General features: G+C 68.1%; 15 protein-coding genes. 10 read left to right on the top strand and 5 right to left on the bottom strand.

The features are described from left to right. Together KK7_RS0117710 and KK7_RS0117705 are read left to right on the top strand one after the other, a co-directional pair. Positions 1-1,134 (top strand): thiamine pyrophosphate-dependent enzyme (locus tag KK7_RS0117710; protein ID WP_010545985.1); only part of this gene is annotated, 1,134 nt, incomplete at its 5' end. Positions 1,135-1,177: 43 nt separating this feature from the next. Beyond that, positions 1,178-1,435, top strand: a complete 258-nt coding sequence (locus KK7_RS0117705) for a hypothetical protein (RefSeq protein ID WP_010545984.1) — start codon at positions 1,178-1,180, stop codon at positions 1,433-1,435. A gap of 245 nt (positions 1,436-1,680) precedes the next feature. Here the strand turns inward: KK7_RS0117705 and KK7_RS0117700 are convergent, their stop codons facing one another. The 3 genes from KK7_RS0117700 to thiS all read right to left on the bottom strand — a co-directional run bounded on the left by KK7_RS0117700 (position 1,681) and on the right by thiS (position 3,717). Next, positions 1,681-1,851, bottom strand: coding sequence for a CsbD family protein (locus KK7_RS0117700; protein WP_010545983.1), 171 nt, complete (start codon positions 1,849-1,851; stop codon positions 1,681-1,683). Positions 1,852-1,942: 91 nt separating this feature from the next. Continuing rightward, positions 1,943-2,713, bottom strand: a complete 771-nt coding sequence (locus KK7_RS0117695; protein WP_010545982.1) for an alpha/beta hydrolase — start codon at positions 2,711-2,713, stop codon at positions 1,943-1,945. Continuing rightward, entirely contained in the window at positions 2,713-3,717 is a 1,005-nt protein-coding gene (gene thiS, locus KK7_RS21110) for a sulfur carrier protein ThiS (protein WP_010545981.1), read from the bottom strand. Before thiS ends, KK7_RS0117695 begins: the two co-directional genes overlap by 1 nt. A 79-nt stretch (positions 3,718-3,796) precedes the next feature. On the opposite strand from thiS, the gene aroQ reads away from it, so the two are divergent. The 4 genes from aroQ to arsC are packed head-to-tail and all read left to right on the top strand — an operon-like array spanning position 3,797 to position 6,467. After that, complete coding sequence (aroQ, locus tag KK7_RS0117685; RefSeq protein ID WP_010545980.1) at positions 3,797-4,231, top strand: type II 3-dehydroquinate dehydratase; 435 nt, start codon at positions 3,797-3,799, stop codon at positions 4,229-4,231. Between the two features lie 43 nt (positions 4,232-4,274). Beyond that, complete coding sequence (gene accB, locus KK7_RS0117680) at positions 4,275-4,760, top strand: acetyl-CoA carboxylase biotin carboxyl carrier protein (protein ID WP_010545979.1); 486 nt, start codon at positions 4,275-4,277, stop codon at positions 4,758-4,760. Between the two features lie 10 nt (positions 4,761-4,770). Continuing rightward, positions 4,771-6,135, top strand: coding sequence for an acetyl-CoA carboxylase biotin carboxylase subunit (gene accC / locus KK7_RS0117675; RefSeq protein WP_010545978.1), 1,365 nt, complete (start codon positions 4,771-4,773; stop codon positions 6,133-6,135). Beyond that, entirely contained in the window at positions 6,132-6,467 is a 336-nt protein-coding gene (gene arsC, locus KK7_RS0117670; protein ID WP_010545977.1) for an arsenate reductase (glutaredoxin), read from the top strand. Before accC ends, arsC begins: the two co-directional genes overlap by 4 nt. 31 nt (positions 6,468-6,498) lie before the next feature. On the opposite strand, the gene KK7_RS0117665 is transcribed toward arsC, so the two are convergent. Continuing rightward, the gene (locus KK7_RS0117665) at positions 6,499-7,347 is read right to left on the bottom strand and encodes an SDR family oxidoreductase (RefSeq protein ID WP_010545976.1); all 849 of its coding nucleotides are present in this window, start codon (positions 7,345-7,347) and stop codon (positions 6,499-6,501) included. 87 nt (positions 7,348-7,434) lie between these two features. Here KK7_RS0117665 and KK7_RS0117660 point away from each other — a divergent pair, with 87 nt between their 5' ends. From KK7_RS0117660 to KK7_RS0117650, 3 genes are all read left to right on the top strand, one after another. Beyond that, positions 7,435-7,827 (top strand): winged helix-turn-helix transcriptional regulator, encoded by a 393-nt coding sequence (locus tag KK7_RS0117660; RefSeq protein ID WP_010545975.1) that lies wholly within the window; start codon positions 7,435-7,437, stop codon positions 7,825-7,827. 175 nt (positions 7,828-8,002) lie between these two features. Continuing rightward, the gene (locus KK7_RS0117655; protein ID WP_237709251.1) at positions 8,003-8,371 is read left to right on the top strand and encodes a CidA/LrgA family protein; all 369 of its coding nucleotides are present in this window, start codon (positions 8,003-8,005) and stop codon (positions 8,369-8,371) included. Then, positions 8,368-9,069 carry an LrgB family protein gene (locus tag KK7_RS0117650; RefSeq protein WP_010545973.1) on the top strand — a complete coding sequence of 234 codons (702 nt, stop codon included), beginning with the start codon at positions 8,368-8,370 and terminating at the stop codon, positions 9,067-9,069. The genes KK7_RS0117655 and KK7_RS0117650 overlap by 4 nt, the downstream gene beginning before the upstream one ends. Before the next feature lie 2 nt (positions 9,070-9,071). Here the strand turns inward: KK7_RS0117650 and KK7_RS0117645 are convergent, their stop codons facing one another. After that, positions 9,072-9,446 carry a PAS domain-containing protein gene (locus tag KK7_RS0117645; protein WP_010545972.1) on the bottom strand — a complete coding sequence of 125 codons (375 nt, stop codon included), beginning with the start codon at positions 9,444-9,446 and terminating at the stop codon, positions 9,072-9,074. A 97-nt stretch (positions 9,447-9,543) separates the two neighbouring features. Here KK7_RS0117645 and purL point away from each other — a divergent pair, with 97 nt between their 5' ends. Further along, complete coding sequence (gene purL, locus KK7_RS0117640; RefSeq protein WP_010545971.1) at positions 9,544-11,778, top strand: phosphoribosylformylglycinamidine synthase subunit PurL; 2,235 nt, start codon at positions 9,544-9,546, stop codon at positions 11,776-11,778. The last annotated feature ends 53 nt before the right edge of the window (positions 11,779-11,831 follow it).

Below are 11,831 nucleotides of genomic sequence, written 5' to 3'. Positions count from 1 at the left end.
CCCCCCCCCGCCATTACCGAGCCGATCCAGGCGGCCGACGCCTTCGATCTCGACCAGCTGTACGACCTGCTGCGCGGTGCCGAACGGCCCATCGCGATCGTGGGCGGCGGCGGCTGGGATTCGGATACGGCGGAGGACTTCGCCCGCTTCGCCGAATTGATCGAGCTGCCGGTCGCCTGCGCCTTCCGGCGCCAGGACGCGATCGACAACGCCTCAACGGTCTGGGCGGGCAATCTCGGCTATGGCCCCAATCCCAAGCTGGTCCAGCGGATCAAGACGGCGGACCTGCTGCTGGTAGTCGGCGCCCGGCTCGGCGAGGCGACGACCGACGGCTACAGCCTGATCACGCCCGAGCATCCCGGGCAGACGCTGGTGCATGTCCACCCGGACCCCGGCGAATTCCACCGCGTGTACCGCGTCGACCTGCCGATCTGCGCGCGGCCGTTCGAGTTCGCCGTCGCCGCAGCCGCCACGGTGGAAGCGGCAGGCCTTCCCCGCTTCGACGCCGCTGCCGCCCATGCCGAATGGCTGGAATGGTCGACCCCGAAGCCGCGCGAGGGCGTAGCCCTCGATCTCGGCCCCTGCGTCGCGGCGATGCGGGAAGCGCTGCCGGCGGACACCATTATCTGCAACGGCGCGGGCAATTTCTCCGGCTGGTGGCACCGCTACTGGCACTATGCCGTGCAGCCGAGCCAGCTCGCCCCCACCGCCGGCGCGATGGGCTATGGCGTGCCGGCGGCGGTCGCCGCGGCACTCCGCTTTCCCGAACGCAAGGTGGTGGCGGTCGCCGGCGACGGCGACTTCCTGATGAACGGGCAGGAGCTCGCCACCGCCGTCCAGCACGGTGCGGACATGCTGGTGATCCTGGTCGACAACGGCGCCTATGGCACGATCCGCATGCACCAGGAGCGCGAGTTCCCCGAGCGGCTTTCCGGCACGACGCTCCGCAACCCCGATTTCGCGGCGCTGGCCCGTGCGTTCGGCGGCTGGGCGACCACGGTGGAGACGACCGAGGCGTTTGCCCCCGCGCTCGCGCTGGCCTTGGCACAACCGGGCCTCAAGCTCTTGCATTGCAAGACGGATATCGAAGTGATCAGCCCGGCGACCACGGTCACAAAACTGCGAAATCGGTGAAAGACTAGGAGGGCGTTAACCTCTCCGGCCCTATTCTCGCGCCATGGTACAGCAGACGGTAGAACGGTGGCGTACGGCGCATGTCGGTAAGCGCGGGGACAGGGCCCGGATCGGTGGACAGCCGGTCTGGCAGCGCGAATGGCGCTGGATCAACAAGGCGACGGTGCGCCTGCCGCACCCGCTCAACACCCGTGATACTTTCTCGTTCATGATCTGCGAAATCGGCGCCACCAACGCGCCGATCCGCTTCGCCGCGGCGCAGATCGAGCCCGACATGTGGGCGTTCTACGTCCCGGATTGAGCCGACCCCTCCAAGCCCCTCCCCTTCACGCACATCAGGTCGGCGCTGCCCCCGGCAGCGCCTGAACAGCGCGGGGCGCTGTTCACCTGATGCGGGGTTGGGGTGGGGCTGGGTCGCACCGAGACCAACGCAGGTTCTGGAAACCCTCCGCCCCCGACCCCTCCTCCAAGGAGGAGGGGCTTGGAGAGGCCGAAAACGGGCCGCACCTTGCGGCACGACCCGTTCACATCCGATCGGTCAGCGGATCAGATATCGTCGCCGAGCGCGCCCTTCACCTTGCCGCCGAGCTGCTGGGCCTTGCCCTTCATCTCCTGCGCCGCGCCTTCGTCGCGGGTCTCGGGGTTATCGCTGTGCTGCTTCAGCTTGCCGGCCAGCTCATTGATATTGCCTTTGATCTTGTCGGTCAGCTCGCCCATGATCGATACTCCTGGCTACGGTCGGATACCTCGGTACGCGGCACCTTCGACTTGCAGGAAATAACGTGTGTTGGGGTACGCAGGTTCCCGCTCAGTGCTTCGTCACGTCGCCGAGAAACTTCAGTGTCGCCCGCCACGCGTCCTGCGCACCGTCGGGATTCTTCATCCGCAGTAGCGTCGAGCTGCCGTGCACGCCGCCCTGTGTGGCGAAGAACTGCGTATTGATCGCCGCGGGCGAGGCCTTGAGAATGGTCCGTGCGGCATCCGCTTCCCGGGTGTCGCGCGCGGAGGTGACGAAGACCGGTGCCGTTACCTTCGCCGCCGCCCGCGCCACCGCGCCCTTGTCGTCGAGATATTCGCCCGGCGAGAAGGCGAGCACCGCCTGCACCTGCCCGGGATGCTCGGCGGCCAGCAGGAACACCAGCGCCGCCGAATAGCTGCTGCCCCACAGGATGATCGGCAGCTTCTGCGCCTGCCCCCAGGCGAAGGCGGCGTCGAGATCCCGCTTCGCCGCGGCATAGTCCGCCGAGTGCCCGAGCGCCTTCACCGTCTCGTTGACGCCGTACAGCGTGCCGCCCGCGCGCTGATCGATCCGCAACGAGGAATAGCCCGCCTGCGCCAGCTGCGGCGCGAGCAATGCGTACTCGTCCTTGCCCGATTCGGCCTGATGGAACAGCAGCAGCAGCGCCCTGGGCTTGGCTGCGCGGGTATAGACGCCGGCGATCTTCACCCCGTCGGCGGCCGTGAGTGTTACCGGCTCGGCGGAGATCGGCCCCTGATTTTCCACCGGGTCCGCCTGCGGCCGCGGGTGGCAGCCAGCGACGGCAAGCAGCGCCAGCGACGCCAGCCCGGCCGCGCGCATCAGATCAGCCCCGCCAGCGGGCTCGACGGATCGGCATAGCGACGCTTGGCCATCCGGCCGGCGCGGTAGGAAAGCCGCCCGGCCTCCACCGCCGCCTTCATCGCCGCCGCCATCAGGATCGGATCCTTGGCCTCGGCGATCGCAGTGTTCATCAGCACGCCGTCGCAGCCCAGCTCCATCGCCACCGCCGCGTCCGATGCCGAGCCGACGCCCGCATCGACCAGCACCGGCACCTTGGCGCCTTCGACGATCAGCCGGATCGTCACCTGGTTCTGGATGCCGAGGCCGGAGCCGATCGGCGCGCCCAGCGGCATGATCGCCACCGCGCCCGCATCCTCCAGCCGCTTGGCCGCGATGGGATCGTCGACGCAGTAGACCATCGGCTTGAAGCCTTCCTTGGCCAGCACCTCGGTCGCGCGCAGCGTCTCGACCATGTCCGGGTAGAGCGTCCGCGCCTCGCCGAGCACTTCCAGCTTCACCAGCTCCCAGCCGCCCGCCTCGCGCGCCAGCCGCAGCGTGCGGATCGCCGAGTCGGCGTCGAAGCAGCCGGCGGTGTTGGGAAGGTAGGTGATCTTCTTGGGGTCGATATAGTCGGTGAGCATCGGCGCCTTGGGGTCGCTCACATTCACCCGGCGCACCGCCACGGTGACGATCTCGGCGCCCGAAGCCGCCACCGCCGCCGCGTTCTGCTCGAAATCCTTGTACTTGCCGGTGCCGACGATCAGGCGCGAGCGGAAGGTCTTGCCCGCCACCGTCCAGCTGTCGTCCGCAAGCGCGCCGGCATGGTCGCCGCCGCCGACAAAGTGGACGATCTCCAGCTCGTCGCCATCCTCGACGATCACCTGGTCCAGCGTCGAGCGCGGCACCACCTCGAGGTTGCGTTCCACCGCCAGCTTTTCGGGCACCAGCCCCAGCTCGCTTGCGAGCTGCGCGAGCGTGAGCCCGGCGGTGATGCGCTTGTGTTCGCCATTGACGCGGATGGAGACGGTGCCGTCGCTGTGCATGAAGAGCCTTGGATTTGATCGGAGACGCGGGCTCATATAGGGAGGACCGCATCCTGCCCGCAACCGAAAGGCGCCTGCATTGGCCGATACGATCTTCGTCTTGAATGGTCCCAACCTCAACCTGCTGGGGCTCCGCGAGCCGGAAATCTATGGGTCGGACACGCTGGACGACATTGCCGGCATGCTGGAAGATCGCGCCCGCGATCTGGGCCTGGAAGTCGAGGTGCGCCAGTCGAACCACGAGGGGCACCTGATCGACTGGCTGCACGAGGCGCAGGCCGATGGCGCGCGCGCCGTGCTCCTCAATCCGGGTGGCTACACCCACACTTCGGTGGCGCTCCACGATGCGATCAAGAGCATCTCCACGCCGGTGATCGAGGTACATCTCTCGAACCCGCACGCCCGCGAATCCTTCCGCCACACCAGCTTCGTAGGCCGGGCGGCGAAGGGTACAGTGGCCGGGTTCGGGTCGCTTTCCTACATTCTCGCGCTTGAAGCCGCCGCGCGTCTCTGACAGAGGGCGGCGTTTCATTTACGGAATTTAAAAGAAGGGTCGTATGGCCGAAGAATCCAAGACGGGTGCAATGCAGGTCGATATCGAGCTGGTCCGCCAGCTCGCTACCGTGCTCGATGATACCCAGCTGACCGAGATCGAAGTGGAAGACGGCGAACGCCGCGTCCGCGTCGCCCGCACCATGACCGCCGCGCCGGCCGCGCCGATGCAATATGCGCAGCCCGCACCGATCCTCGCCGCCCCGGCCGCCGCAGCCGCTGCCCCGGTCGAGATCGTCGCAGCACCCCAGCCGGCCGCCAATGCGGTCAAGTCGCCGATGGTCGGCACCGCCTATCTCAAGCCGAATCCGGAAGCGAAGACCTTCGTGACCGTGGGCCAGCAGGTCGCCGCCGGCGACACGCTGCTGATCATCGAGGCGATGAAGGTGATGAACCCGATCCACGCCCCCACCGCCGGCACGGTCAAGGCGATCCTGGTCGAGAACGGCCAGCCGGTCGAGTTCGACCAGCCGCTCGTCGTGGTCGAGTAACGGAACGGCCATGCCCGAGATCAAGAAGCTGCTGATCGCCAATCGCGGCGAGATCGCGCTGCGCATCCACCGCGCCTGCCACGAAATGGGCATCAAGACGGTGGCGGTGCACTCCACCGCCGATGCCGATGCGATGCACGTGCGCCTGGCGGACGAGGCGATCTGCATCGGCCCGCCGGCCGCATCGGAAAGCTATCTCAACATCCCGAACATCATCTCGGCGGCCGAGATTTCGGGCGCGGACGCGATCCATCCGGGCTATGGCTTCCTGTCGGAGAACGCCCAGTTCGCCGAGATCGTCGAGGCGCACGGGCTGATCTTCGTCGGGCCCAAGCCCGAGCATATCCGCACGATGGGCGACAAGATCGAGGCGAAGCGCACCGCCGGTGCGCTCGGCCTGCCGCTGGTGCCGGGCTCGGACGGCCCGATCAGCGACCTGGAAGAAGCCAAGGCGATCGCGGCCAAGGCCGGCTATCCGGTGATCATCAAGGCCGCCTCGGGCGGCGGTGGTCGCGGTATGAAGGTGTGCACCAGCGAGGACCAGCTCGAGACGCTGATGCAGCAGGCGGGCTCGGAAGCGAAGGCCGCGTTCGGCGACGCCACCGTCTATCTCGAAAAGTATCTCGGCAATCCGCGCCACATCGAGTTCCAGGTGTTCGGCGACGGCAACGGCAACGCGATCCACCTGGGCGAGCGCGACTGCTCGCTCCAGCGCCGCCACCAGAAGGTGCTCGAAGAGGCGCTGTCGCCGGTGATCACGCCCGAAGAGCGTGCGCGCATGGGCGCGATCGTCGCCAAGGCGATGTCCGACATGGGCTATCGCGGCGCCGGCACGATCGAGTTCCTGTGGGAAAATGGCGCGTTCTACTTCATCGAGATGAACACCCGCCTCCAGGTCGAGCATCCGGTGACCGAGATGATCACCGGCATGGACCTGGTCCGCGAGCAGATCCGCGTCGCCGAAGGGCATGGCCTGTCGGTGCGCCAGGAGGATCTGGAGTTCCGCGGACACGCGATCGAATGCCGCATCAACGCCGAGGATCCGCGGACCTTCGCGCCCTCGCCGGGCACGATCACCCACTTCCACGCGCCGGGCGGCATGCACGTCCGCGTCGATAGCGGCATCTATTCGGGCTACCGGATCCCGCCCTATTACGACTCGATGATCGCCAAGCTGATCGTCTATGGCCGCACCCGCGAGGGCTGCATCCTGCGGCTGAAGCGCGCGCTCGAGGAGTTCGTGGTCGACGGCATCAAGACGACGATCCCGCTCCACCAGGCGCTGCTCGACGATCCCGAATTCCTGAAGGGCGACTATACGATCAAGTGGCTCGAAGAGTGGCTCGCTCGCCAGGACGAGGCCGCGTCGGCGTGAAGGCAACGATCTACCACAACCCGCGCTGCTCCAAGTCGCGCGAGGCGCTGGCGATCCTCAAGGACGCCGGCGCCGAGGTGACGGTGATCGAATATCTGAAGACCCCGCCGAGCCGCGAGGTTCTGGCGGAGCTCTACAAGCGGGCCGGCATGACCGCCCGCGAGGGCCTGCGCATCGCCGAGGACGCCGCCAAGCCGCTGAAAGGCGCGGACGACGATACGATCCTCGACGCGATGGCGGCCAACCCGATCCTGATCGAACGCCCGCTGGTGGTCACCGAGCGCGGCGTTCGGCTGGGTCGCCCGCCCGAAAAGATCCGGGAAATCCTGTAAAAAGCGCCTCCCCGGTACGGGGAGGAATGTTTCAGCCCTTAAGCCCTGCCGCGATCGTCTCGCGCCACGGTGTGGTCGGGCGGCCGATCAGCCCCGACAGAGTCTTCGAATCGTCGAACAGCGCGCCCTCGGCCACCCGCGCGTCGCTGTCCGCCAGGACCGCTGCGAAGGGCGCCGGCAGGCCCGCGCCTTCCAGCGCCTTGGCATAGTCGGCCTGGGGCAGGTTCTGGAACGGCACCGGCTTGCCCGCAATGCCCGAGACGACCGCCGCGAGTTCGGCGAGCGTGAAGCCGATATCGCCGGCCAGCTCATAGGTGCCCGCTTCGCCGCGGGTCAGCACCACCGCCGCCGCCTCGGCATAGTCAGCACGCGAGGCTGCGGAGACCACGCCGTCGCCCGCGCTGCCGATCAGCACGCCGTGCGCGATCGCGGCACCCGCACCCATCAGGTAATTCTCGGCATACCAGCCGTTGCGCAGCAGCGCGTGCGGCACGCCGCTTGCCGCCAGCAGGTCTTCAGTCGCCTTGTGCTCGGCGGCGAGCAGCAGCGGCGAGGTCTGCGCGCGCAGGATGCTGGTATAGGCGATCAGCTGCACGCCTGCCGCCTTGGCTGCGTCGATCACCGCCTGGTGCTGCGGCACGCGGCTGCCGACCGCGTTGCCGGAGATGAGCAGCAGCCGGGTGATGCCCGCCAGTGCTGGCGCCAGCGATTCGGGCGCATCATAATCGAAGACACGCACCGCCACGCCCTTGGCGGCGAAATCGGCAACGCTGTCGGGATTGCGCACCAGCGCGACGATCTCGCCGGGCGCGACCTTGCCCAGCAGCGATTCGACGACGAGGCGGCCCAGCTGGCCCGAGGCTCCGGTAACGGCGTACATGGCAGTTCCTTCCGTGATGGATTGACGCCGCTGATCTAGCGCCCCACTTACGAATCGTAAGTACGCACACAAAGGTAAGTATCAAAAATGTCTGCCGATCGCCCCCGTACCCTCGCCGCGATGATGGATCGGGGCGACGTGTTCGCCACCGATTGCCCGTCGCGCGCGGTGCTCAAGCGGATCACCAGCAGCTGGGGCCTGCTCGTGCTGGTCGCGCTGCAGGGCGGCACCCGCCGCTTCAGCGAGCTGCGCCGCCGGGTGAACGGGGTGAGCGAGCGCATGCTCGCCCAGACGCTCCAGCAGCTGGAGGCGCACCAGCTCGTCACGCGCCGCAGCCTGCCGGTGGTGCCGCCGCATGTAGAGTACAGCCTGACGCCGCTCGGCCACGAGGCGGCGGCGAAGGTCGAGGATCTGGTCGAGTGGATCCAGGCGCATCTGGGCGACCTGATGCCGGTGGCGCTGGACGAAGCGGCGGAATAGGCGCTCCCTTTGTCATCCCGGCGAAAGCCGGAATCCAGTCGCCTCTCGGTTTCAGCAAGAGCCGACACGGTGAACCCGATGGATCCCGGCCATCGCCGGGATGACGATTATGGACGGGCCAAGGGTTTTACGGGTCCGCCTCACCCCGCCGCGCAGTGTACCTTGCCGCCCCCGCATGGCATGGGCGGGCGCCATGATCGCCGCCATCGCCACCCTGCTCCTCTGCCAGTTGCTCGGCGAGGGGATCCACCTGCTCTCGGGCCTGCCGCTGCCAGGGCCGGTGATCGGCATGTTCCTGCTGCTCGGCTGGCTGCTGCTGCGCCCCGGCGAGCGGCCCGGCCTCGTCCAGGTCTCCGCCTGGCTGACCGCGCACCTCTCGGTGATGTTCGTGCCCGCCGCCGTCGGGCTGATCGAGGAAGGCCCGGTACTGGCGACCAACGGCGTGGCGATCATCGTCGCCACCCTCGCCTCGACGCTGCTTACCATGGCGGTGACCGCGCTCGTCTTCCGCTGGGCGCTCGCCCGGACGGAGCGCGGCGCATGAGCAGCATCTGGCACGCACTCCAGGCGACGCCGCTATTCTGGCTCGCCGTCACCCTGCTGGTGTTCGAGGGCGCCGATCGCCTGTCGAAGCGCAGCAACCGCCACCCGCTGTGCCACCCGGTGCTCACGGCGACGCCGATGCTGATCGGCATCCTGCTCGCCACGCGCACGCCCTACCCGGTCTATACGCAGAACACCGCGATGCTCGGCTTCCTGCTCGGCCCGGCGACGGTGGGCCTGGCCGTACCGCTGTGGCGCAACCGCGCGCTGGTCCGCCGCGCCGCCGGCCCCTTGCTGTTGGCGCTGTTCGCGGGGTCGCTGACCGCGATTCTCAGCGTTACCGGCATCGTCTGGGCGTTCGGCGGCAGCGCGCAGATCCTCGCCACGGTCGCCCCGCGCTCGGTTACGACTCCCGTCGCGATGGCGCTCGCATCCCAGCTGGGCGGCATTCCCGCCCTGGCGGCCGTAGTGGTGCTGATCGCCGGCGTGTTCGGCGCGATGGTCGCCTCGCCGCTGCTCAACCTGATGCGAATCGAGGACTACCGGGTACGCGGCTTCGCGGCCGGGGTCGCCGCGCACGGCATCGGCATGGCCCGCGCCTTTCAGGTCTCCGAACTGGGCGGCACCTTCGCCGGCGTCGGCATGGCGCTCAACGCCGCGATGACCGCGCTGCTGCTCACGCTCTGGGCGCTGCTGTAGGCCTATTCGTCAGTCACGTCCTGCTTGGTGCCATACAGCCGCACCGGGCGGCCATTCTCGCACTCCACGTCCGCCGTCAGCCGCATCCGGCGCAACGCACCGTCGTGGCGGCGGATCGTCACGTCGATGGTGAAGCTGCTGCCCTCCGCCACCGCGCGGCTGCGCACCTGCTCCAGCAGCGCCGCCGATTCGGGCATGTACATCGCCACAGCCTCCTCGCGGGTCACCTGCGATCCGGGCGGAAAGCCGAACAAGGCGTACACCCCCGCCGACCAGCGTAGCGCGTTCGTCGCGAGGTCGCACTCCCACGCGGCGGGCAGCGGCGCGAGCGGGTCGCCGGCGCGCAGTCCATGGCTGAGGAGCGGCAGGATGGGCATAGGCGTTTCTACCGCACCCATCGTTAACGCCGCGTTTGCCGGTGTCCCGCAACTCCCGGGGTGACGCGCGCGCAACACGTCGCTAAGGGGTCCGGCCATGACCCAGATCACGCCCGAGATCGTGGCCGAGCACGGCCTGTCGCCCGAAGAATATGACCGCGTCCTCAAGGCGCTCGGTCGCGAGCCGAACCTGACCGAGCTCGGCATCTTCTCGGTGATGTGGTCCGAGCATTGCAGCTACAAGTCCAGCCGCATCCACCTGAAGAAGCTGCCGACCACCGGCCCGCAGGTGATCTGCGGCCCCGGCGAGAATGCCGGCGTGGTCGACATCGGCGACGGCCAAGCGGCGATCTTCAAGATGGAGAGCCACAACCACCCGTCCTACATCGAGCCCTATCAGGGTGCGGCGACCGGCGTGGGCGGCATCCTGCGCGACGTGTTCACCATGGGCGCGCGCCCGATTGCCAACATGAACGCGCTGCGCTTCGGCCGGCCCGATCATCCCAAGATGAAGCATCTGATCGCCGGCGTCGTCCACGGCATCGGCGGCTATGGCAATTGCGTCGGCGTGCCGACCGTGGGCGGCGAGGTGAACTTCCACCCGGCCTATGACGGCAACATCCTGGTCAACGCGATGACCGTCGGCATCGCCGAAACGACCAAGATCTTCTATTCGGCGGCCTCGGGCGTCGGCAATCCGATCGTCTATGTCGGCTCCAAGACCGGCCGCGACGGCATCCACGGCGCCACCATGGCCTCGGCCGATTTCGGCGAGGATTCGGAGGAGAAGCGCCCCACCGTCCAGGTCGGCGATCCCTTCACCGAGAAGCTGCTGATCGAAGCCTGCCTCGAGCTGATGGCCTCGGACGCGATCGTCGCGATCCAGGACATGGGCGCCGCCGGCCTCACCTCCTCGAGCGTCGAGATGGCGTCCAAGGGCGGCGTCGGCATCGAGCTGATCATGGACGACGTGCCCCAGCGCGAAACCGGCATGACGCCCTACGAGATGATGCTCTCCGAGTCCCAGGAGCGCATGCTGATGGTGCTCAAGCCCGGTCGCGAGGATTTCGCGGAAGCCATCTTCCGCAAGTGGGAGCTCGATTTCGCCGTGATCGGCCATGTGACCGACACCGGCCGCATGGTCCTGAAGTGGAAGGGCGACGTGGTGTGCGACATCCCGCTTGCCCCGCTCGCCGACGACGCGCCGCTCTACGATCGCCCGCATGTGCCGACGCCCAAGCAGCCCGAGCTGCAGAACGTGCCGGAATGCGCCGATCCCGCCGCCGATCTGCTCAAGCTGATGGGCTCGCCGGACATCGCCAGCCGCCGCTGGATCTGGGAGCAATATGACCACATGGTCGGCGGCGACACCGTACAGCGCCCGGGCGGCGACGCCGCGGTCGTACGCGTCCACGGGACGGACAAGGGCCTGGCGATCACCACCGATTGCACCCCGCGCTATTGCTTCGCGGATCCCGTAGAGGGCGGCCGCCAAGCGATCGCGGAGGCCTGGCGCAACCTCTCCGCGGTGGGCGCGACCCCGCTGGCGGTGACCAACTGCCTCAACTTCGCCAACCCGCAGCGCCCGGAGATCATGGGCCAGATCGTCGGCGCGCTGGAAGGCATGAGCGACGCCTGCCGCGCGCTCGACTTCCCGATCGTCTCGGGCAATGTCAGCCTCTACAACGAGAGCAAGGCGACCGGCGGCGGCTCGGCGATCCTGCCGACCCCGGCGATCGGCGCGATCGGCCTGCTCAAGGACTGGCAGAAGAACTGCACCATCGCCTTCAAGGGCACCGGCGACGTGATCATCGCGGTGGGCGAGCGCGGCGGCCATCTCGGCCAGTCGATCTGGCTGCGCGAGATCTGCGGCCGCGAGGAAGGCCCGCCCCCGCCCGTCGACCTGATGATGGAGCGCCGCACCGGCGCGTTCATCCGCTCGGCGATCTGCGGCGGCGCGGTTACTGCCTGCCACGACGTGTCGGACGGCGGCCTCGCCGTTGCCGTCGCCGAGATGGCGCTGGCCTCGAACATCGGCGCGATCCTCGATCAGCCCCAGCCGTTCGGCGTCGCCGGCAGCTGGTTCGGCGAGGACCAGGGCCTGTATGTGGTGACCGTGAAGGACGAGGCGCTGGCCGACTTCCTGGTCGCCGCCGACAAGGCCGGCCTCGCCGCCGATCCGATCGGCCGCACCATCGCCAACCGCATCATCTTCGAGATGGAGGAAGGCGATTTCTGCGTGAGCCTCGACGACCTCCGTAAGGCGCATGAGGGCTTCTTCCCGGCGCTGATGGGGACGGCCCAGGCGATCGGCGAAGAGAACGCGATCTGATATATCTAGGCCCCTCCCCTTCAGGGGAGGGGTTGGGGTGGGGCAGTGTCTCA

The sequence above is a fragment of the Sphingomonas elodea ATCC 31461 genome (assembly GCF_000226955.1).
GTDB classification, from domain to species: Bacteria; Pseudomonadota; Alphaproteobacteria; order Sphingomonadales; family Sphingomonadaceae; genus Sphingomonas; species Sphingomonas elodea.
Note: the sequence above shows the minus strand (reverse complement) of the source record. Positions and strands in the feature narration are given on the sequence as shown.

Coding starts and splice junctions, on each gene's coding strand:
- KK7_RS0117645 (WP_010545972.1), bottom strand. CDS start 9,446: ATGCCCATCCTGCCGCTCCTCAGCCATGGACTGCGCGCCGGCGACCCG.
- KK7_RS0117655 (WP_237709251.1), top strand. CDS start 8,003: ATGGCATGGGCGGGCGCCATGATCGCCGCCATCGCCACCCTGCTCCTC.
- KK7_RS0117660 (WP_010545975.1), top strand. CDS start 7,435: ATGTCTGCCGATCGCCCCCGTACCCTCGCCGCGATGATGGATCGGGGC.
- accC (WP_010545978.1), top strand. CDS start 4,771: ATGCCCGAGATCAAGAAGCTGCTGATCGCCAATCGCGGCGAGATCGCG.
- KK7_RS0117665 (WP_010545976.1), bottom strand. CDS start 7,347: ATGTACGCCGTTACCGGAGCCTCGGGCCAGCTGGGCCGCCTCGTCGTC.
- purL (WP_010545971.1), top strand. CDS start 9,544: ATGACCCAGATCACGCCCGAGATCGTGGCCGAGCACGGCCTGTCGCCC.
- KK7_RS0117705 (WP_010545984.1), top strand. CDS start 1,178: ATGGTACAGCAGACGGTAGAACGGTGGCGTACGGCGCATGTCGGTAAG.
- KK7_RS0117700 (WP_010545983.1), bottom strand. CDS start 1,851: ATGGGCGAGCTGACCGACAAGATCAAAGGCAATATCAATGAGCTGGCC.
- KK7_RS0117650 (WP_010545973.1), top strand. CDS start 8,368: ATGAGCAGCATCTGGCACGCACTCCAGGCGACGCCGCTATTCTGGCTC.
- KK7_RS0117695 (WP_010545982.1), bottom strand. CDS start 2,713: ATGCGCGCGGCCGGGCTGGCGTCGCTGGCGCTGCTTGCCGTCGCTGGC.
- thiS (WP_010545981.1), bottom strand. CDS start 3,717: ATGCACAGCGACGGCACCGTCTCCATCCGCGTCAATGGCGAACACAAG.
- accB (WP_010545979.1), top strand. CDS start 4,275: ATGGCCGAAGAATCCAAGACGGGTGCAATGCAGGTCGATATCGAGCTG.